The following is a 21013-nucleotide window of genomic DNA, read 5'->3' on the forward strand; positions in this document are numbered from 1 at the left end:
AGGGTGTTTCCCGCCGCTCTGCGCGGCGGGAAACGAAGGTGCCGACTAGACGCGGTAGTAGCGTTGCGCGCGACGTTCGGCCTGGGCGATGGCGTCCTCAGGCGACATCTGGCCGGTGACGGCGGTGGCATACATATCGACCAGGACATAGTCCGCCATGGTCGCTGCCGAGGCGGTGCCGAGCGGGCCGGCATAGCCGTTGGGACGCAGCGAACCGGACGCCTTGGCATAGGCCGCATGGATCGGATTGCTGGTCCAGACCGGATTATCGGCGAACGCCTTGAGCGGCTGGCAGCAATAGGCGCTGGCGCCTTCGATCCAGCTGTTCATGTTGTCCGCCTGGTACATGAACTGCAGATAGGCCTTGGCCGCTTCCGGATACTTCGTGTGCTTGAAGACGGAGAGGGTCGAGGCCTGGTGAAGCTCGACGGATTCGCCAACCGGACCGATCGGCAGATTGACCGAACGCATGTCCTCGGCGATTTCCTTCATCGAAGGATCCTTGATGGCGGCGTAGTAGACCGACACGCCATTGGCGGTCAGCGATACCTGGCCGGCCAGGAAGGCGCGGTTGTTGTTGACGTCCTGCCAGCTTTCCGTTCCCGGAATGAAGGTCTTGTAGAGCTCCTGCGCATATTTGACCGAAGCCAGCGTCTCGGGGCTGTTGAGGACGACATTGCCCGCCTCGTCGACCATCTTGCCGCCATGGCTCCACAGCAGCCAATGGGCGTAGTTGTTGCCGTCGCCGACAGCCTTGCCATGCGGGAAGCCAGCCGGGGTGCCCTTCGCCTGCAGGGCCTTGCAGAGCTCGAGGAAACCGGCTGTGTCCTTCGGGAATTCGTTGAAGCCGGCCGCCTTCATGTGGCTGTCGCGATAGACGATGGCGTTGCCGATCGCGCAGAGGGGCAGGGCGATGAACTTGCCGTCGCGCTTGGCGTAGCCCTCGAGGCCGGGGTACCAGCCGCCATGGGCGCCGCCCAGATATTCGCCGAGTTCGGTCAGGTCGAGCAGCTTGTCGGGATATTGCTGCGGATCATCAAACCAGCTCATCACCATGTCCGGGCCGGAGCCGATATTGGCCGCGACTGCCGCCTTCGGACGGACGTCCTCCCAGCTTTCCTTGTCGATGCGAACCGCGACGCCGGTTGCGTCGGTGAACTTCTTCGTGTTGGCGAGCCAGGCGGCTTCCTCACCCGGGACGAACGGGACCCAGCGCAGCAGACGAAGCGAAGCGCCTTCTTCCGGCTTGTAGGTCGGCGCCGCGGCCTGGGCGAATGCGGGGCTGATTCCGAGCCCGCCAAGGCCGGTCGCAGCGACTAGTCCGGCGGACGTGGTCAGAAAATGGCGTCTGTTCAAAGTCATGGGGTTCCTCCTCCTCCTGCTTTTTGCGGGATTTGCCTGCGTTGCAGGCGCCGTCCCGAAGCGGCGCGCTCTTTGGGGATGGATCCCTAAAGGCGAAGTCCAGTTTCGGCGTCGAAGATGTGGATCGCCGCCGCGTCGATGCCGATGTTCAACGTTTCGCCCGGCTTTACCGCGACGCGCTCGCGGAATACGCAGGTGACATCGGCGCCCGCGAGCGTGGCGATGATCTGCGTCTCCGAGCCGGTGGGCTCGATCACCAGCACTTTTGCGGGAACGCCGGCGGGGTCGAGCCGCATGGCCTCCGGCCGCAGGCCATAGACGAGATCCCGGCCCTTGGCTGCCTCGATCTCTCGGGCGACCGGAAGCACGCTCCCGTCCGTCGCCACGAAGCGGCTGGCGTCGTTCGGGTCGAGGCGTCCCTTGATCATGTTCATCGAGGGCGAGCCGATGAAGCCGGCCACGAAGAGATTGACGGGCCGATCATAGAGTTCCAGCGGCGCTCCGATCTGCTCGACGCGGCCGTCATGCATGACGACGATCTTGTCGGCCATGGTCATGGCCTCGATCTGGTCGTGCGTGACGTAGACGGTCGTTGTCCTCAGGCGCTGGTGCAGCTCCTTGATCTCGGCCCGCATGGCGACACGCAGCTTGGCGTCGAGATTGGAAAGCGGTTCGTCGAAAAGGAATACCTGCGGATCTCGGACGATCGCCCGGCCCATGGCGACGCGCTGGCGCTGGCCGCCCGAAAGCTGGCGGGGGTAGCGTTCGAGCAGATGGGTCAATCCGAGGATTTCGGCGGCGGGGCGGACGCGCTCGTCGATCGTGGCCTTGCTGGCGCCCTTCAGCGTGAGCGAAAACGCCATGTTGTCGGCAACCGTCATATGCGGATAGAGCGCATAATTCTGGAACACCATCGCGATGTCGCGTTCTTTCGGCGGCATGCGATTGACGACCTTGTCGCCGATGCGGATCTCGCCAGCGGTGATGTTTTCCAATCCGGCCAGCATCCGCAGCAGAGTCGATTTCCCGCAGCCTGACGGGCCGACAAGGATAACGAACTCGCCGTCATCGATCTGGACGTCGACGCCCCGGATGATCGGTTGAGCGCCGAATGACTTTTTCACATTTACGAATTCTACTGACGCCATACACGTCCTCCCAGAACTTAATGTAAGTGCCGCCTTTGGATGCATCCTGGCGGTGATTTTTCGACACGCGCCATTGACCCTGGGCGTCGACGCCGGGCGTCTTGCCGGCATTGCGGACGTTTTGCATGAATTAGGTGCGCGCCACGCTGCCTGACGGTCGTTTCATGCTGCTGCCGGTCGATTCCCGCGAGAGGTTCGCAAGACACTGGCTGAATGCCTGTCGCAATTGCGTCCCACGCTCCTCATGCGCTGGTGCCTCGGTCGCTGTGTCGCGGAACGGAAATCCAGCCGGCTCGCGCTGGTTTGATTGTGCCGCAAGGCTTGCCGATGGGCTCACGAACAGCGCGCACCTCCATGCGCCGCCGTGGCAATTGCCGTTCCAGAGTTAGCCGCCTCAACCGCTCACAGAGCGGCATGAGCTTGCGCCAACTCGTCCAAGACAGTCTCTCCCTCTGTCCGAGTACGCGGCTATGTCGCGCAGATCAATTGATCATATGAAAAGTTATTCGCTGCGGTCAACACAACGCGGCATGGTTATTTAGAATAACGCGTGAGCCTGTGTATTTGTTGCGTCGCAATAAGATGAGTCTTCGACAATTGAGCAGTTGCAACATCGTAAACTATCGATAATTTTGAACTATAGGGCAGCCGTTCGATTTGTTCGTTTCGTATTGGGTATGCTGACGTAAGCGTCATGCCGGATGCCGCAATTGGGGGGTGATAGTTTGCGCCCCATCGCGTCGATGGCATTGAACCGTGTTGCCCAAAAGAAAACGGCGCGGGGATGAGCCCGCGCCGTTTCGTATTCCGATCAGGTGGTGAGGCTTATGCCATCGCCTTGGTCAGGTTATCGCTGACCTTGTCGAGGAAGCCCGTGGTCGACAGCCACTTCTGGTCCGGTCCGACGAGCAGCGCCAGATCCTTGGTCATGTCGCCGGCTTCGACCGTGTCGACGCAGACCTTCTCGAGCGTCAGCGCGAACTTGGCTAGTTCGGCATTGTCGTCGAGCTTGGCGCGATGGGCGAGGCCACGCGTCCAGGCGAAGATCGACGCGATCGAGTTGGTCGACGTCTCCTTGCCCTGCTGGTGCTGGCGATAGTGACGCGTAACCGTGCCGTGCGCGGCTTCGGCTTCGACGGTCTTGCCATCGGGCGTCAGCAGCACGGAGGTCATCAGGCCGAGCGAGCCGAAGCCCTGCGCGACGGTGTCGGACTGGACGTCGCCGTCATAGTTCTTGCAGGCCCAGACATAACCGCCGGACCACTTCAGCGCCGAGGCGACCATGTCGTCGATCAGGCGGTGCTCATAGGTGATGCCAGCTGCCTTGAATTCGGCTGCGAATTCGGCGTCGAACACTTCCTGGAACAGATCCTTGAAGCGGCCGTCATAGGCCTTGAGGATGGTGTTCTTGGTCGAGAGATAGACCGGATACTTGCGCATCAGGCCGTAGTTCAGCGACGCGCGGGCGAACTCGCGGATCGATTCGTCGAGGTTGTACATCGCCATGGCGACGCCGGCGCCCGGGAACTTGAAGACTTCCTTCTCGATGACGGTGCCGTCTTCGCCCTCGAACTTGATCGTCATCCGGCCCTTGCCGGGGACGAGGAAGTCGGTCGCCTTGTACTGGTCGCCGAAGGCATGACGGCCGACGATGATCGGCTGGGTCCAGCCGGGAACCAGGCGGGGCACGTTCTGGCAGATGATCGGCTCGCGGAAGATGACGCCGCCGAGGATGTTGCGGATCGTGCCGTTCGGCGACTTCCACATTTCCTTGAGGTTGAATTCCTTCACGCGGGCTTCGTCCGGCGTGATGGTGGCGCACTTGACGCCGACGCCGACCTTCTTGATCGCCTCGGCGGCTTCGACCGTCACCTTGTCGTTGGTGGCGTCGCGATGCTCGATGCCGAGGTCATAATACTGGAGGTCGAGATCCAGGTAGGGGTGGATCAGCTTGTCCTTGATGTTCTGCCAGATGATCCGGGTCATCTCGTCGCCGTCGAGCTCGACGACGGGATTGGCTACCTTGATCTTCGCCATGGAAGAGAACCTCGCTTCGGGGTTGGACGGCTCGACTTGCCGGCGGAAGGAGGCCGCGGACGGCAAGACGGCGCCGAGGATGGTGCGGGCTCCCCTATAGCATCGCGCTCAAAACGCGCAAAGGCTGGGCGGGGGCAGAATGTGCGGTAAGAAAATCTTCCAGGCAGGGCCGTGTCCATCAAGGTCGGCTTAATAGGAGCCTGCGGATCGCCTGTGGCGGCTTTTGCGGATCGCGCTTTTGATCCGGGCGTGCAACCTTCTTGCGGAGCTCAGCATGAGTTCCTGGCGGATACGACGAGGAAAATTCGCGCCATGGAGCGAGCTTACTCCCTCTCGCAAGAGATCAGATGGAACGATTTCCGACAATCTGCGCAGGGTCTTCCGTTCTCCAAACGACACCGTCAAATGCTGGATCTGGCTGCTGAAGAAGTCATCCCGGTTCCAGGCGACCCTGTCCGCTGCCGACTTCAGCCCACCCAGTTCAAACAAGGCGCCGAGGGCGTTCCAATAGCGCTTTTGGCCGATTTGGATGGAAAAGTCGGGGGCGTTGGCAACGAAGACGCGAACCATCTCGCGTACCCTGAGCATGTGAAACTTCGTCGCCGGCCCGGCGTCGCCGCCCATGCTGGCTAGGCTCGGCGTCGACGCAGCGAAATTGTCGCCATGGATACGGTAAGTCGAAAGCGGAAGATCGATCACCGCAGAGCCGCCGAGAAGATGCGCGAGGCGATTATAGTGCCCGTCAGTTGCCAGTTTGGGCAGGTCGCTCGGATCGCAGTTGGGAGTGAGCATGTCGAGCATGAATCGCCGGTACACATTCGACGTGCCGGGTGACCATGGCCATTTCATAGATACGGGCTGAAGAAGTCGCGTGTGACGCGCAAGGACGGCATAGGTGTCGTTGTCTATGGACCGGAGGCGGGGAACTACTTCGGCGGGACGCAATCCGTCGGTTGTCTCGTCACATCGCGTGTCGCTGCGCGTGCGACGCCCATTGAGCATGGCGCCATTCGGACCGGTTTCCATGGCGGAACTGGATGTGAACGCTACATTGCGGCGGCTGGCTAAATGGACCTGGATATGGGCGGAAGCGAAGTTCGACAGCAACGTGTCGTCCGAGTCGATGAAAGCGACGAAATCGCCTGTTGCATGCTCAAGCCCCAGCAGGCCACCGCCAAGCGGGCCGAGGTTAACTTCGGAATGGATAATGAGAAATCTTGGATCGTCGTCGACATGGCGTTCGATGATATCGCGACTGTCGTCTGACGAGGCATTGTCGATGACGATCGCTTCGAAATTCGGGTAGTCCTGCGCCCGGATCGAGTCGATGGTGACGCCAATGTAGCGGGCGTAGTTCCAGTTCCGAACGATGAAGGATACCTTCGGCAGTTGGACTTCGCCGGCAGGCGCGAGTTTCGAGGTGGGAACACCAGAGATCGTGAGGTCTGCGCATGCGCCCGCGAAAGAAGGGTTTGTCAATACGGGGTATCCTACCGATCCGGGGGGGGGCGTGTCGGTCTGGCTCTGCTTCCGGTCGATGCTGTGTGTCGTCGAGGGAGACTTGGCCGGCACCATGCCGGCTCGGAGCCTAGCTAGCTGAGCCCTAGGCTGCCGAATTCATCTGCGCAATACCTTGATTACACCCATTCCAGATTTCTATGCCCAGTCCGACCGTCAAGGCGACGTCTTGCGGGCTTGGCGGCGTCGGATTCGGCGTGCTCGCAGGTAGAGCCGGATCTGTTCATGCATCGTCCGGATCGGGCTGGACTGAAGGGCCCAATGGATGCGGAGCGGCAGGTGGGAGCCATAATGTTGTTTAAGAACGCTGAGCAGCGTTGGCCTCGGCAGCAGCGTGTCGAGATGGTGGATCGTCTGTTTTTCACCAAAGGCAGCGAACAACAACGCAATTTGGCCGGCCATTAATTCCGTGGTCCTCGCCGAGAATGTCGCATCATTTGTATCGGACTGGAGGGGTAACAAGGCGGTGATCCCACTCCAGTAGCGCTTGGCACCTACTCGCGGCGAAAAGTCCGAGCCATTCGCGCCCCACACTTTGAGCTTTTCCCGGACGGCGATCGTTGCAAGTTTTTCGTCGGTGAGTGTGGTTGTGGCGGCCCTACCATCGGAGACGGTCATCAATTTCAAGTCGATCATCGCTGCGCCGCCCAGCAGGATACAGAGGGGCTGGTAGTGCAGGGGGATGGAGAGCGTTTCAATATCCGATCGCGGTTCGATCGGGTGCAGCAACTCCAGGACGAAGCGCCTGTAGATGGCGCCTTGGGCTACCGAGTGAATCGAGTCTTGAGCCTCCGGGGCGACCAGCTCCGTCCGCTCTGACAGCGTCGCATAGGCGGCATCGTCGATACAGGAGAGCCGGATAGTTTTGCCGCTAGGCATAAGGCTGCCGTCTGACAGATACGCCACGGATGCAGGGTGATCCTTTCCGGCGGCTCTCATCGAGGTGAAGTCCGAAAGCGTGAGCGGCACGGCGTGCCGGCTAGCGAGATGTGCCTGGATATGCGCAGACGCAAAATTCGGACGTGGCACAGCATCGCCATCCAGGAAGGAGATGAATTCACCATTGGCCAATCGCAGACCAGCCAATCCTCTTTCGATCGGACTGAGCGTTTCCGCGAGCGAAACGGTTTGTAGGCGGGAATTCAACTCGGTCTGCCCGGCGAAGCTCACGTCGCTATCAGATGCGACTGGCCCGACGACGATGATCTCGATGCGTGGGTAGTCCTGCGCATCGATCGCTGCGATCAGCGGGCCGAGATCCAAAAATTGATCCGGTACGATGATGAAAGAAAGCAGAGGGAGCGCAATCGCGCCGGGCGCCGCAAGCTCTGGCGCGTGTATTCCGCCGACGGAGAAGTCAGCCCGCTCCATGACGCCTCCGTTTGGTAAAATCCGGATCGATGGAAGGTGCGAGGGGCAGTTCGTACATCACTTGTCCGCTATGAGGCGCCTAATTTTGATATGTTTGAAGCTCTTCCGGAACCAGCGATGCTGCTGCTTGTTCCCCTTGCTAAATGAAGCCCTGCCCGAACTGAAGTGCTGGAGCGTTGGAGCTGTCACGCTGGAATTCCTGTCGTGCACTCGATAACAGGACAGTATTTCGTGGAGCATGATGCTGCCCTGTCCGAGGTGACCGACCGGCGCGGCGCACGTATCTAGGGTAAACCGCTTTTCGATCGGTTCGACGATAGCCGAAAATAGCTCATCTATGCTCTTTCGGTTGTAGACATTCGACGTCCCAGGAAACCACAGCCACTGCGTAATGCGAGGCGCGACCAGCGTGAAATCGAGAATCTGCGGAGGTTTGTGATCTGTGGATACTTCAACTGTTTTCCAGTCGGAAGGGTCAATCGCCTGCGACTTCCACCATAGCGGTATGTTGCCGGCGACGATCGTCCCTTCGCGATCGAGCTGAAGCGTTTCGCTAGTAGATATTCCAGCACCATTGGCCACGAGCAGATGGGCGCGGATGTGATGACTTATGAAACTCGGGAAGAGAAAGTCATCGGTGTCGAGGAAGGCGATATAGTCGCCGCCGACGGAGTGTTGCGTCAGTATGTGGTGCGCAGCGCCCAACTGGCCGAGATTTTTGGCGAGTTTGATGAAGCGAACTTCGGGATGTCGTTCGACGAAGGCTTCGATCAGGGGGACGCTATTATCCTCTGAGCCATTGTCGAGAACAATGATTTCCAGTGCCGGATAGTCCTGGGCGGCGGCCGATTCCAGCGCCGTTTTCAGGTAGGCCGCGTAGCTGAAGTTGATGGCGATGATGGAGACGAGCGGCAGCTTTTCGCTGCCGCCGACACCATAGAACTCACGCCAGTCCGCTTGATTCATGCCGTGATGCGTCGTGCAGCCAGAGCCAGCGCGATGTAGCTCCAGCCCGTGAAGAGCAGCGAGATGCCGGCCAGCGTGCCGGGGACCCAGAGGCCGGAGAACGGATACTGCAGCAGGATGAACAAGCCCGCCAGGAAGGCGATGATGCCAGCGGCGAGGATCCAGCCCCAGCCGTCCATCGGGCGGACGCGGAAGGAGAGCGCGATCTGGAAGATGCCCTTCGCGAGGAAGACCGCGGCAATGATGAACGTCACGAAGACAGCGCCGGTGACCGGCATCATATAAATCGCGATGCCGCCAATCAGCATGACGATGCCAACGACCAGCTGCCAAAGAAAACCGCCCCAGCCCTGGACGCTGAAAGCCTGGAAGATCTGGAAAATGCCTGCGATCACGAGGACAATGGCAATGAATATCGCCACCGTGACGCTGGAGATCAACGGCATTGCGATGGCGAAGACGCCGCCAATCACGAACACGATACCCAGAATTAGGAACCAGCCCCATTTCTCCCGTACGGTCGTGGAAAAGCTCTTATTGGCTGCCAGATCTGCGGGCATCTCATGTCCTCCCCTTGGACGGTCCTCGTGCCATCATTGCGACTCAGGCGAGTGCTGCAACGGGCTTTGCGCGGCGCGAATATAGCGTGACCGCGATCTATGGGCTAGGAGATGGCCTTCTCAACATGATGCACGGGCGAAATGGTCGTTTCTGAACTTCTTGTCGACGGGCCAGCCGTCATTCTTGTCGAACCGCAGCTTGGCGAGAACATTGGCACTGCCGCCCGCGCCATGGCGAATTTCGGTCTGCGCGATCTGCGCATCGTCAATCCGCGCGATGGCTGGCCGAGCGAGAGCGCGCGGCGCGCAGCCAGCGGCGCCGTCCATGTGTTCGATCGCATCCGCCTGTTCCCGACGGTCGAGGAAGCGGTTGCCGATCTCGGCTATCTCGTCGCGACGACAGCGCGCCCCCGCGAACTGGCCAAGACGGTGCGCGGCCCTGGCTCCGCGGCCGAGATCATGCGCGGCCATATGAATGGCGGTCTCCGGACCGGCATTCTGTTCGGGCGGGAGCGTATCGGCCTGACGAACGAGGAAATCTCGCTCGCCGATGAAATCGTGACGTTGCCGATCGATCCGCAATTCGCCTCGCTCAACATCGCCCAGGCCGTTCTGATCCTCGCCTATGAATGGCGGCGGAGCGGTCTGGAGACGGAGGAGGCGGGGCTTCGTTTCACCACGCCGAATGACAGTCGTCCGGCGACCAAACAGGAACTGTTCGGCCTGTTCGAACATCTGGAAGGCGCGCTCGACGCCGTCACCTTCTTCCGGCCGGTGGAAAAGCGCCCCGTCGTCGTGCAGACATTGCGCGCCATGTTGCAGCGGGCCCAGTTCACCGAGGCCGACATCCGCACCTTGCGCGGCGTCGTCGCGGCGCTCGAAAATCGGCCGACCCGGCCGCGTCGTCGCGCCGATGGCACGGAAACCACCAGCCGCGAGGCGGACGATTGACCGCCCGGCTGCTGGTTTTCGATTCGGGTATCGGAGGTCTCTCGGTCCTGCGCGAGATCCGGCGGCAATTGCCCTCGGCTGAAATCGCCTATGTCGCGGACGATGCCGGGTTTCCGTATGGCGATTGGGAGGCGGGACCGCTATCCGATCATATCGTCGCGCTGATGGGACGGCTGATCGAACGTTTCGCGCCGGATGCCGTGGTGATCGCATGCAATACGGCCTCGACGCTGGTCCTGCCACCGCTGCGCACGCGCCATGCGATACCCTTCATCGGCACCGTGCCGGCGATCAAGCCGGCCGCCGAGCGTTCCAACAGCCATGTCGTCGGCGTTCTGGCGACGCCGGGAACGATGAAGCGTGACTATACGCGCGAACTGATCAAGAGCTTTGCCAGCGAATGCCACGTCCGCCTGGTCGGCTCGTCGGAGCTGGCGCCGCTCGCCGAGGCTATCATGCGCGGCGATGCCGTCGATGACGCCGCCATTCGCGCCGAGATCGAGCCGGCCTTCATCGAGGTGGACGGCAAGCGGACGGATACGATCGTGCTTGCCTGCACACACTATCCATTCCTGATAGAGCGCCTGGAGGCCGTCGCGCCCTGGCCCGTTACCTGGGTGGACCCGGCAGAGGCTATCGCGCGCCGGGTGCTCTCGGTGCTTTCGCTGGCGCGGGATCCGGCCGGCGTGGCGATGGCAGCCGGCCAAGCCTGTCTCACCTCCGGCAAGCCCTGGGCGCAGGCGCAGGTTCGCCTGCTGGCCCAGTTTGGCCTCAGCCCGGCGCAGATAGCCTGAGCGTATCGCCTAAAGCGTTTTCGAGCGAGGTGAACACCGGGTCGCGTGAAGAAAACGCGACCCGGCAAGACTCTAGCCGCGATGCGCGTCCATGAGGATCTCGAAGGATCGCTTTCGGGCGGCGGGCTCATAGAAATCCGTGGTGACGATCAACTCGTCCGCGCCGGTCTGCTCGATGACGGCGGCAAGCTTCTTCTTGACCGTCTCCGGTCCGCCAATGATCGCCACGCCCAGATGGGACCGGACATAGGCTTCTTCACGCGGCTCCCAGAGACTGTCCATGCTGTCGACCGGCGGCATCAGCACGGTCGGCTGGCCCCGCACCAGATTGACGAGGCGCTGGTATTGCGTCGTCACCTGGAAGTTCGCCTCCTCGTCGGTTTCGGCCGCGATGACCGGAAGGCCGACCATCACATAGGGCTTGTCCAGATATTCGGACGGCTTGAAGAAGTGGCGATAGGTCTCCAGCGCCTCCATCAGCCGCTGCGGCGCGAAATGGCTGGCAAAGGAGAAGGGCAGGCCGAGCAATGCGGCGAGCTGGGCGCTGAAGGTCGAGGAGCCGAGCAGCCAGACCGGGACGTTGGATCCTGCCCCGGGCACCGCGCGCAGCTTCTGGCCTTCCGCCGCGGGCGCCAGCAGGGCCAATAGTTCCTGCACATTCTGCGGAAAGGCATTGTCGTCGTCGGTCATGTCGCGGCGGAGCGCGCGCATGGTCATCGGATCACTGCCCGGCGCACGGCCGAGGCCGAGGTCTATCCGGCCGGGATAAAGCGCTTCCAGCGTGCCGAACTGCTCGGCGATGACGAGCGGGGCATGGTTCGGCAGCATCACGCCGCCCGAGCCGACGCGGATCGTTGAGGTGCCGCCGGCGAGATAGCCAATGAGCACGGACGTGGCCGAGCTGGCGATGCCGGGCATGTTGTGATGCTCGGCGACCCAGAAACGGTTGTAGCCCAGCCCTTCGACATGGCGGGCGAGGTCGAGCGAATTGGCAAGAGCGGCTGCGACAGTTCCGTTCTGGCGAACCGGGGCGAGGTCGAGAACGGACAACGGAATAGTGGCGTGCGTGGGCATGAGGCGCTCCGGCGGGGTCAGTGTTTTCGCTATGTGGGCAGCCGGGCCAAGATTAGAAAGGTCGGGACGCTCTTTTTTGTATTGAATGATACATTATGTGGCTCCCTTGTTCCCGAACTCGGCGCGAGGCTAGATGCGGCAGGCATGACAGGGGGATCGGACGATGATCGGGTGGGGCATTCTCGGGACGGGGTTTATCTCCGACACGGTCGCCGCGGCGATCCAGCGGAGCCCCGGATCGCGCATCGCTGCCGTTGCCGGCCGTGACCTGGACCGTACGGAAGTGTTCCGGGCCCTTTTTGGCGGCGATCGCGCCTATTCCGACCATGCCGAACTGCTCGCAGACCCGGCTGTCGATGTCGTCTATGTCGGCCTGCCGAACCACCTGCACCACAGCTTCGTCAGCGAGGCGGCAGCCGCAGGCAAAGCGGTTCTCAGCGAGAAGTCGCTTTCCATCGACATGGAGAAGAGTCGGGCGCTGGTCGAGGCCGTCGCGGCAAACGACGTCTTCTTCGTCGAAGGGCTGATGTATCTCGCCCATCCGCTGATCGCCCGCTTCGTTGAAATCTTGCGGGAGGGTCGGCTTGGCGCGGTGAAGTCGATCCATGCCAATTACGCCGCCGACATCTGGCAGGTGGTCAATCCGCAGGGGCGCGGCGCGCTCTACAATCTCGGCTGCTATCCGGTGTCGCTGCTGCAACTGACCGTGCAGACGGTAGCGGGACAGGGCGCGTTCCGCGATCGCGTTGCCACCGGGACTGGCACGATCTCGACGCAGGATGGCAATGTCAGCGAAGCGGCGTTGGTGGTCCATTTCGGCAACGGCATTCTGGCGACCGTTCAGACGGCCGAGACCTATGGCATGTATCCGGAGTTCATCGTCGTCGGTGAGAAGGGCAGCCTGCGCTTCCTCGACAATCCCTGGCTTCCGGAGGCGGGCGCCAGCCGGCTGCTCTTCACCGGCTTTGATGGAACCCGCGAGGAGATCGTCGTCGAAAGCGATGCCGATGCTTTTGTGCACCAAGTCCGGATGGTCGAGCGCAGCCTCGCCGCCGGCCGCAAGGAAGCCGAGCGCCCGTCGCCACGTCCCGCCGATTCAATCGAGATCATGGAGATGCTGACGGGCTGGGAGGCCGATATCCGCCGTGCCTGATTCCGGGCGTGCCCGGCGCGGCAAAGTCTCCTAGTCTGCCGCAGCGTGATTTGAGGCGCCTGTGGACGCCAAGGCAAGCAGGATCAGGAGATCGGAATGGACCTCGAACTGTCGAACAAGACGGCGCTGGTGACCGGATCGACCGGTGGTATCGGGCTGGCGATCGCCAAGACGCTGGCCGAGGAAGGGGCGGCCGTCATCGTCACCGGGCGTTCGGCCGAGAAGGTCGAGCAGACCGTGCGCGAGATCGGTGCGGCGCGCGGCGTCGTTGCCGATCCGGCCACCGCCGAGGGCGCTGCCGCGCTGACAAGCGCCGTGCCGTCCATCGATATCCTCGTCAATAATCTCGGCATCTACGAAGCGAAGCCCTTCGTCGAAATCACCGACGCAGACTGGCTTCACTTCTTCGACGTCAACGTGCTGAGCGGTATCCGGTTGGCGCGGCACTATTTCCCGGCGATGCTGGAGCGCAACTGGGGCCGGATCATCTTCGTCTCCAGCGAATCGTCGCTGCAGGTTCCGCCCGATATGATCCACTACGCGACGACCAAGACGGCCCAGCTGACCATCGCGCGCGGGCTGGCCGAGCTGACCAAGGGCACGGCCGTCACGGTCAACTCGATCATGCCGGGCCCGACCCGTTCCGCCGGAATCGGTGATTTCCTGCGCTCGGTATTCCCCGGCAATCCCGGCAGCGAGGCCGAGCTGGAGAAGGAGTTCTTCAGGCTTTATCGGTCGTCGTCGCTGTTGCAGCGGATGATCGATCCGAAGGAAATTGCGGCGCTGGTGGCTTATGTCGCGAGCCCGCTTGGGGCCGCCACCAACGGCGCGGCGCTGCGGGTCGAGGGCGGATTGCTGATGTCGGTTGCCTGAGGCGGCTAACCGGCTCCGGGATTTGACTCGCCCGGCCATCTCCTCTACACCCCGGCCCATCGCGTTGGCTCATTCGGGCCGGCGCGGTATTTCACGCACCCGCGGAAACGTTCTTCGTTTCCTGTCGGCCGGCCCAAAAGGCTGGCAGAGGAGGGCACGTGTCCCTGTCACTCGTATCCAAGGGATATGCGATGTCGAAGCGTGCTTCGTCTAAACACAAGATTGACCGTCGTCTTGGTGAAAACCTCTGGGGTCGTCCCAAGTCCCCGGTCAACAAGCGCGAATACGGCCCCGGCCAGCACGGCCAGCGTCGTAAGGGCAAGGTTTCCGATTACGGTACCCAGCTCCGCGCCAAGCAGAAGCTCAAGGGCTACTACGGCAATATCTCCGAGAAGCAGTTCCGGAAGATCTATGCCGATGCGACCCGCCGCAAGGGCGATTCGTCGGAGAACCTGATCGGCCTCCTCGAGAGCCGTCTGGACGCGATCGTCTATCGCGCCAAGTTCGTCCCGACCGTGTTCGCTTCGCGCCAGTTCATCTCGCACGGTCACGTGAAGGTCAACGGCCGTCGCGTCAACATTCCGTCCTTCCAGGCGAAGGTCGGCGATGTGATCGAGGTCAAGGAAGCTTCGCGTCAGCTGACGATCGTCATCGAGGCGACCCAGCTCGCCGAGCGTGACGTTCCCGACTACATCGAAGTCGATCATCACAAGATGACCGCCAAGTTCTCGCGCGTGCCGGCTCTCGCCGACGTGCCGTATCCGGTTCACATGGAACCGAACCTGGTCGTCGAATTCTATTCGCGCTGATCCGTCAGCGTTATCGAGTTCTGGAAAAGGTCGCCTTCGGGCGGCCTTTTCTTTTTTGTGCGCTGCGCAGGCATTTCCGACCTTCGGATTGACCATTCGGCGGCGTATCAAGGGATTCTCCGACGGAGGGAGGACCCGATGACCGAAATCGCGATCGAAAAGCGCCGCGCCGGCGATCTCGTCGGCTTGGCTGCCATTGCCACGACGATCGTCGGCTGGGCGTCCGCCTTTGCCGCCATTCGCGTCGGCCTGACGGCGCTGACGCCGGTCGAACTCGCTGCCGCGCGCTACCTCTCCGCCGCCGTTCCAGCTGGGCTCTATCTTCTCATCGCCAGGCCACCTCTGCCTTCGCGCAAGGATTTCCTGCGTTTGCTGGTGATCGGCGTGCTGTTCATCTCGGCCTATGCGGTGCTGCTCAATACGGGCGAGCAGACGATCGCGGCGGGGCCTGCCTCCTTCATCATCCAGATCAACCCGATCATCGTGGCGCTGATCGCCGTGCCGCTGCTCGGCGAGCGCTTTGGGCTCGGCGGATGGGTCGGAACGCTGGTGTCCTTCCTCGGCGTCGGGCTGATCGCCTATGGCAGCGGCGACGGGATCGGGCTCAATATTGGCGCGCTGCTGATCCTCGGTGCTGCCCTCTGCACCTCGGTCTCGACCATCCTGCAGAAGCCGCTCCTGGGGCGCATGCCGGCGCTCGCTGTCACCGCCTGGGTGCTCCTTCTTGGTAGCCTTCCGTTAACCCCGGCGATCCCCGATACGATCCAGGCACTGCGCCTAGCATCCACCGAGGTGATCCTGTCGATTGCCTATCTCGTCGTGCTGCCGACGGTCATCGGCTACCTTACCTGGGCCATCGCGCTGAAGCGGTTTCCGGCCTCCCGCGCTTCCAACTTCCTCTATTGCATCGCGCCGACCGCGACGCTGATCGGCTATCTGTGGCTGGGCGAGGTGCCGACGCTTCTCAGCCTGCTCGGTGGCGCGATGGCAATCGGGGGCGTGTTGATCGTCAATTGGACGCGCAAGCGCTGAGGAAAGCGGTTAGGGCTTGCCGGGCGGGCTGCGACGCGGCATCAAGGCGGCAACAGCCGGAACCCAGCCCATGACCGAACTTCTCGATATCGCACGGCGCATCGCCGCCCCGGAATTGCCGGAGGCGGAGGGCGATGCCTGCCATCCGATGTTCCGCAAGGGGCCGGACACGGTCGAGTTCGGCAAGCTGCGCAAGCGGCTGATCCGTCAGGTGTGGCAGGCGCTGGATGATTTCGCCATGGTGCGGCCCGGCGACCGCTGGCTGGTCTGCCTGTCGGGCGGCAAGGATTCCTACACGCTGCTGGCGCTGCTGCTCGATCTGAAGTGGCGCGGCATGCTGCCGGTCGATCTGCTGGCCTGCAACCTAGACCAGGCGCAGCCAGGCTTTCCCGCGGACATTCTGCCGCGCTATTTGACCGAACTCGGTGTGCCGCACCGGATCGAGCGCCAGGACACCTATTCGATCGTCACTTCGAAGATCGAGCCCGGCAAGACCTATTGCGCGCTTTGCTCCAGGCTTCGTCGCGGCCATCTCTACCGGGTGGCGCGGGAGGAGGGGTGCCAGGCGGTCGTGCTCGGCCATCACCGCGAGGACATCCTCGAAACCTTCTTCCTCAACCTCTTCCATGGCGGCAAGCTCGCCTCCATGCCGCCAAAGCTCTTGAACGAGGAGGGCGACCGGCTCGTGCTGCGCCCGCTCGCCTATGCGGCCGAGGACGACATCGCCCGTTTCTCGACCGCGATGCAGTTTCCGATCATTCCCTGCGATCTCTGCGGTTCGCAGGAGGGCCTGCAGCGCAATGTCGTCAAGCAGATGCTGGCGGACTGGGAGAAACAGACGCCCGGCCGCAAGGAGATCATGCTGCGGGCGCTCGGCAAGGCGAACCCATCGCATTTGCTGGACCGGAACCTGTTCGATTTCGAGAGCCTTGTCGGCCAGCGCTGACAGGCTCGGTTCGGAATATAAAAAAGGGCGGCCCGAAAGGCCGCCCTTTGTCATTCCAGAATAAAACCCGCCGGTTACGGCATCACGCAGCGATGCTGGTAGCCGTCATAACCGGTGAACATGCCGGTACGCGGGTTGAAGCTGCGGTAGCGGTTCGAGCAGTACGAGACGTAGTCGCCACCATAACCGCCGCCATTGTAATAGCGCGGCTGATTGGCCGAGTTGGCGATCATGGCGCCGGCGGCAAGGCCGATGATGCCGGCAGCGGCGGCGGCGCCGTAGTTGTTATTGTCACGATAGTAGTAGCCGCGGCCGCCATAATAGCGGTTGTTGCGATAGCCGTTGTGGCCGCGCCAATCGCCGCCACCGCCACGGTGCCTGCGCCAATCATCTCGACCGTTCCTGCCCCGGTGATCCGCGACCTGGTAAGAGCCGTCCGCGCGCACGCCTGACTGTGCCTGCGCTGTCGTGGGCACTGCCAGGAAAGACGTAGCAACAACCGAGGCAACCAACGTCGCTTTCAGGATCGTTTTGACTTTCGTCAGCATGGGTCTTCTCCTCATGCGTGGTGTGAAGATCCATCGATATTTTCAACGCTTCGACGGACTATCCGATGGGTGATCAACGTTGAACGCTGAAGAACGTTCCCTCTCTCGATCAATCCTTATGGCCGGAGGAGAATTTCTATGAGAATACGATGCGGGCCTGCGGAACGGGCACGCAAAGAAAAACCGCGCATGACGCCACGCGCGGTTTGAATTCGCTCCCGCCGGATCAGGGGTCCGGCCAGGCCTACCGACTGGCTCAGGCGGACTTGGCGACCGTGATGCCCTTTTCCGTCAGATAGGTCTGCATCTCGCCGGCCTGGAACATCTCGCGGATGATGTCGCAGCCGCCGACGAACTCGCCCTTGACGTAGAGCTGCGGAATCGTCGGCCAGTTCGAGAAGTCCTTGATGCCCTGACGGATGTCCGCGTCGGCGAGCACGTTGATGCCCTTGTAGTCGACGCCGAGGAAGTCGAGGATCTGGACGACCTGCCCGGAGAAACCGCACTGCGGGAACGCCGGGGTGCCCTTCAGGAAGAGCACGACATCGTTGGAGCTGACTTCGTTCTGGATGAAGGCCTGGATATCGCTCATCTCAATCGTTTCCTTTTCGCGGCCACTGGCCGATCTTAATCCGGTGCGCTGGTCTGCAGGGCGAGGGCGTGGAGGACGCCGCCCATGTTTCCCTTGAGCGCAGCGTAAATCATCTGATGCTGCTGAACGCGGTTTTTGCCGCGAAAAGACTCGGACACAACTTCGGCAGCATAATGGTCGCCATCACCCGCCAGATCGCGGATCGTTACCGTCGCGTCGGGAAGAGCCTCTTTGATCAGAGCCTCAATGTCGCGTGCGTCCATTGCCATCGTAATTCCCCTCAGCCGTCAACTTGAGCCCAATATGCCGATCACTCGGCGGCGGCCATGAATTCAGGGAACCAATTCTCGTGGCCCTGCTTCAGCTTTGCAACTGATATGGTGGCGAGGCCGGCGACATCCAACACCTCACCGCCAACCGTGCCCAGAACCTTCGCTTCAACACCGGCTTCGGCGGCGGCCGCCGTGACCGCGTCGAGCACCGACGCGTCGACCGTCACGACATAGCGGGCCTGATCTTCGCCGAACAGGTAGCCATGCGGTGTCGCCGCGCTTGCCGGGACCGAAACGGTCGCACCGAGCCCGCGCGCCATCGCCATTTCGGCGAGTGCGACCAGCAAGCCGCCATCGGAAACGTCGTGGCAGGCGGTGACCAGACGGCTGCGGATGATGCCGCGGACAAAGTCACCGGCGCGGCGTTCCTCGGCCAGATCAACCGGCGGCGGAGCGCCTTCCTCGCGGCCGAGGATCTCGCGCAGGTAGATCGACTGGCCGAGATGGCTGCCATCGCGGCCGATCTGGACGATGACGTCGCCGGCGTTCTTGAAGGCAACGGTCGCCATCACGTCGATGTCCGGCAGCAGGCCGACGCCGCCAATGGCCGGGGTCGGCAGGATGCCGACGCCATTGGTCTCGTTGTAGAGCGAGACATTGCCGGAGACGATCGGGAAGTCGAGCGCGCGGCAGGCAGCGCCGATGCCCTCGATCGCGCCAACCAGCTGGCCCATAATCTCGGGCTTTTCCGGGTTGCCGAAGTTCAGATTGTCGGTGGATGCCAGCGGTTCCGCGCCGACAGCCGACAGGTTGCGCCAGCATTCGGCGATCGCCTGCTTGCCGCCTTCGAACGGATCCGCCTCGCAATAGCGCGGGCTAACGTCGAGCGAGAAGGCGAGGCCCTTTTTCTCGTGGCCCTCGACGCGGATGACGGCCGCGTCGCCGCCCGGCTTCTGCGCCGTGTTGCCCTGGATCAGATGGTCATACTGCTCCCAGACCCAGCGGCGCGAGGCCATGTCGGGGGCGGAGACCAGCTTCAGCAGCGCCTCGGCATAGTCTGCCGGTGCAGCGACGTCCTCGGCCTTCAGCACGGCCGGCACGGGGCGGCGGACGAAGGGGCGATCATATTCCGGCGCCTCGTCGCCCAGTTCCTTGATCGGCAGGTCGGCGACGATGACGTTCTTGTGCAGGATGCGGAAGCGCAGGTCGTCCGTGGTCCAGCCGACAATGGCGAAGTCTAGCCCCCATTTGTGGAAGATCGCCTCGGCTTCCTTCTCCTGCTCGGGGCGCAGCACCATGAGCATGCGCTCCTGGCTCTCCGAGAGCATCATCTCGTAGGCCGTCATGTTGGCTTCGCGGCAGGGAACCTTGTCGAGGTCCAGCTCGATGCCGAGGTCGCCCTTGGCGCCCATCTCGACGGCCGAGCAGGTGAGGCCGGCGGCGCCCATGTCCTGGATGGCGATGACCGCGCCGGTCTTCATCAGCTCAAGGCAGGCTTCCAGCAGCAGCTTCTCGCCGAAGGGGTCGCCGACCTGCACGGTCGGGCGCTTCTCCTCAATCGATTCGTCGAACTCGGCCGAGGCCATGGTGGCGCCGCCGACGCCGTCGCGGCCGGTCTTCGAACCGAGATAGACGACGGGCAGGCCGACGCCTTCCGCCTTCGAATAGAAGATCTTGTCCGCATCGGCGAGGCCGGCGGCGAAGGCGTTGACCAGGATGTTGCCGTTGTAGCGCTCGTGGAAGTTCACCTCGCCGCCAACCGTGGGCACGCCGAAGGAATTGCCATAGCCGCCAACGCCCGAGACGACGCCGGAAACCAGGTGGCGGGTCTTCGGGTGATCGGGTGAGCCGAAGCGCAGCGCGTTCATCGCCGCGACCGGACGGGCGCCCATGGTGAAGACATCGCGAAGAATGCCGCCGACACCCGTCGCCGCGCCCTGATAGGGCTCGATGAAGGAAGGATGGTTGTGGCTTTCCATCTTGAAGATGATCGCCTGGCCGTCATCGATATCGACGACGCCGGCATTCTCGCCGGGGCCGCAAATGACGCGCGGGCCGGTCGTCGGCAGGGTGCGCAGCCACTTCTTCGACGACTTGTAGGAACAATGCTCGTTCCACATTGCCGAGAAGATGCCCAGTTCGGTCAGGGTCGGCACGCGGCCGATCAGATCGAGGATGCGCTGATATTCGTCGGGCTTGAGGCCATGGCTGGCGACGAGTTCGGGCGTGATCGGCGTATCATTCTGGAGCACGGAAAACCTCAGGGCAATCAGGTCGCGGACCGCAAACGGTCGAGGAAAAGGCTGTCGGGATCAGTCTGGCGAATGTCAGGCGACGGCGGAAAGCGCTGCTTCGAACAGCGGCCTGCCATCGGTGCCGCCATTCAGCGGTTCGATCAGGTTCTCGGGATGCGGCATCATGCCGAGGATGTTGCGCTTCTCCGACAGGATGCCGGCGATGTCATCGACCGAACCGTTCGGATTGGCGACATAGCGGAAGGCGACGCGATCCTCGCCCTTGAGGCGGGCCAGCGTCTCGTCGTCGGTGCGATAGTTGCCATCGCCATGGGCAACCGGCGAGCGGATAACCGCGCCCTTGGCATAGCCCTTGGTGAACTGGCTCGCCGTCGTCTCGACGCGAAGCTCGACTTCCTTGCAGATGAACTTCAGCCCGGCATTGCGCATCAGCACGCCCGGCAGCAGGCCGGCCTCGCACAGGATCTGGAAGCCGTTGCAGACGCCGAGAACAGCGACGCCACGTTCAGCCTCGCGGGCGATGGCACCCATGATCGGCTCGCGGGCGGCGATGGCGCCGGAGCGCAGGTAATCGCCATAGGAGAAGCCGCCGGGGATGACGATCAGGTCGACCTTGGGCAGGTCATGATCGCCATGCCAGACGGTGACGGGCCGGTGGCCGGTGATCTTCTCGATGGCGGCGACCATGTCGCGTTCGCGATTGGAGCCTGGGAAGACGACGACAGCGGATTTCATGGGCAATCCCAAATCAA

General features: G+C 62.4%; 20 protein-coding genes. 7 read left to right on the top strand and 13 right to left on the bottom strand.

The window, feature by feature from the left end:
* Positions 1–45: 45 nt before the first annotated feature.
* From OSH12_RS08655 to OSH12_RS08685, 7 genes are all read right to left on the bottom strand, one after another.
* On the bottom strand, positions 46–1362 hold the full coding sequence (locus tag OSH12_RS08655) for an ABC transporter substrate-binding protein (RefSeq protein WP_266343115.1): 1317 nt from the start codon (positions 1360–1362) through the stop codon (positions 46–48).
* An 86-nt stretch (positions 1363–1448) separates the two neighbouring features.
* Positions 1449–2510, bottom strand: coding sequence for an ABC transporter ATP-binding protein (locus OSH12_RS08660; RefSeq protein ID WP_266343116.1), 1062 nt, complete (start codon positions 2508–2510; stop codon positions 1449–1451).
* Positions 2511–3335: 825 nt separating this feature from the next.
* Complete coding sequence (locus OSH12_RS08665; protein WP_266343117.1) at positions 3336–4547, bottom strand: NADP-dependent isocitrate dehydrogenase; 1212 nt, start codon at positions 4545–4547, stop codon at positions 3336–3338.
* Between the two features lie 189 nt (positions 4548–4736).
* Positions 4737–6026 carry a glycosyltransferase family 2 protein gene (locus OSH12_RS08670; RefSeq protein ID WP_266343118.1) on the bottom strand — a complete coding sequence of 430 codons (1290 nt, stop codon included), beginning with the start codon at positions 6024–6026 and terminating at the stop codon, positions 4737–4739.
* 195 nt (positions 6027–6221) lie between these two features.
* Complete coding sequence (locus OSH12_RS08675) at positions 6222–7436, bottom strand: glycosyltransferase family A protein (protein ID WP_266343119.1); 1215 nt, start codon at positions 7434–7436, stop codon at positions 6222–6224.
* A gap of 57 nt (positions 7437–7493) precedes the next feature.
* Complete coding sequence (locus OSH12_RS08680; protein ID WP_266343120.1) at positions 7494–8402, bottom strand: glycosyltransferase family 2 protein; 909 nt, start codon at positions 8400–8402, stop codon at positions 7494–7496.
* Positions 8399–8962 (bottom strand): HdeD family acid-resistance protein, encoded by a 564-nt coding sequence (locus OSH12_RS08685; protein WP_266343121.1) that lies wholly within the window; start codon positions 8960–8962, stop codon positions 8399–8401. The genes OSH12_RS08680 and OSH12_RS08685 overlap by 4 nt, the downstream gene beginning before the upstream one ends.
* Positions 8963–9103: 141 nt before the next feature.
* On the opposite strand from OSH12_RS08685, the gene OSH12_RS08690 reads away from it, so the two are divergent.
* Both OSH12_RS08690 and murI read left to right on the top strand, forming a co-directional pair.
* Positions 9104–9913, top strand: coding sequence for an RNA methyltransferase (locus tag OSH12_RS08690; protein ID WP_266343122.1), 810 nt, complete (start codon positions 9104–9106; stop codon positions 9911–9913).
* A complete protein-coding gene (gene murI, locus OSH12_RS08695; protein ID WP_266343123.1) occupies positions 9910–10707 on the top strand; it encodes a glutamate racemase in 798 nt (265 codons plus the stop codon). The genes OSH12_RS08690 and murI overlap by 4 nt, the downstream gene beginning before the upstream one ends.
* Positions 10708–10779: 72 nt before the next feature.
* Here murI and OSH12_RS08700 read toward each other — a convergent pair whose 3' ends face one another.
* Complete coding sequence (locus OSH12_RS08700) at positions 10780–11781, bottom strand: LLM class flavin-dependent oxidoreductase (protein ID WP_266343124.1); 1002 nt, start codon at positions 11779–11781, stop codon at positions 10780–10782.
* A gap of 163 nt (positions 11782–11944) precedes the next feature.
* Here OSH12_RS08700 and OSH12_RS08705 point away from each other — a divergent pair, with 163 nt between their 5' ends.
* The 5 genes from OSH12_RS08705 (at position 11945) to ttcA (ending at position 16594) form a co-directional block, all read left to right on the top strand.
* Positions 11945–12934: a Gfo/Idh/MocA family protein gene (locus OSH12_RS08705; RefSeq protein ID WP_266343125.1), complete on the top strand. Its 990-nt coding sequence runs from the start codon at positions 11945–11947 to the stop codon at positions 12932–12934.
* A 96-nt stretch (positions 12935–13030) separates the two neighbouring features.
* Positions 13031–13807, top strand: a complete 777-nt coding sequence (locus OSH12_RS08710) for an SDR family NAD(P)-dependent oxidoreductase (protein WP_266343126.1) — start codon at positions 13031–13033, stop codon at positions 13805–13807.
* Positions 13808–13998: 191 nt separating this feature from the next.
* Positions 13999–14616, top strand: a complete 618-nt coding sequence (gene rpsD / locus OSH12_RS08715; RefSeq protein ID WP_266343127.1) for a 30S ribosomal protein S4 — start codon at positions 13999–14001, stop codon at positions 14614–14616.
* 138 nt (positions 14617–14754) lie between these two features.
* On the top strand, positions 14755–15648 hold the full coding sequence (locus tag OSH12_RS08720) for a DMT family transporter (protein ID WP_266343128.1): 894 nt from the start codon (positions 14755–14757) through the stop codon (positions 15646–15648).
* Positions 15649–15718: 70 nt separating this feature from the next.
* The gene (gene ttcA, locus OSH12_RS08725) at positions 15719–16594 is read left to right on the top strand and encodes a tRNA 2-thiocytidine(32) synthetase TtcA (protein ID WP_380223433.1); all 876 of its coding nucleotides are present in this window, start codon (positions 15719–15721) and stop codon (positions 16592–16594) included.
* A gap of 74 nt (positions 16595–16668) precedes the next feature.
* On the opposite strand, the gene OSH12_RS08730 is transcribed toward ttcA, so the two are convergent.
* From OSH12_RS08730 to purQ, 5 genes are all read right to left on the bottom strand, one after another.
* Positions 16669–17142, bottom strand: a complete 474-nt coding sequence (locus OSH12_RS08730; RefSeq protein ID WP_266343129.1) for a BA14K family protein — start codon at positions 17140–17142, stop codon at positions 16669–16671.
* A gap of 256 nt (positions 17143–17398) precedes the next feature.
* Positions 17399–17734 (bottom strand): Grx4 family monothiol glutaredoxin, encoded by a 336-nt coding sequence (gene grxD / locus OSH12_RS08735; protein ID WP_266343130.1) that lies wholly within the window; start codon positions 17732–17734, stop codon positions 17399–17401.
* A gap of 35 nt (positions 17735–17769) precedes the next feature.
* Positions 17770–18003 carry a BolA family protein gene (locus tag OSH12_RS08740; protein WP_201400209.1) on the bottom strand — a complete coding sequence of 78 codons (234 nt, stop codon included), beginning with the start codon at positions 18001–18003 and terminating at the stop codon, positions 17770–17772.
* 41 nt (positions 18004–18044) lie between these two features.
* Entirely contained in the window at positions 18045–20258 is a 2214-nt protein-coding gene (gene purL, locus OSH12_RS08745; RefSeq protein ID WP_266343131.1) for a phosphoribosylformylglycinamidine synthase subunit PurL, read from the bottom strand.
* A 75-nt stretch (positions 20259–20333) separates the two neighbouring features.
* On the bottom strand, positions 20334–20996 hold the full coding sequence (gene purQ / locus OSH12_RS08750; RefSeq protein WP_266343132.1) for a phosphoribosylformylglycinamidine synthase subunit PurQ: 663 nt from the start codon (positions 20994–20996) through the stop codon (positions 20334–20336).
* Positions 20997–21013: the final 17 nt, after the last annotated feature.

It is taken from the genome of Kaistia terrae (assembly GCF_026344005.1).
Taxonomy (GTDB): domain Bacteria; phylum Pseudomonadota; class Alphaproteobacteria; order Rhizobiales; family Kaistiaceae; genus Kaistia; species Kaistia terrae.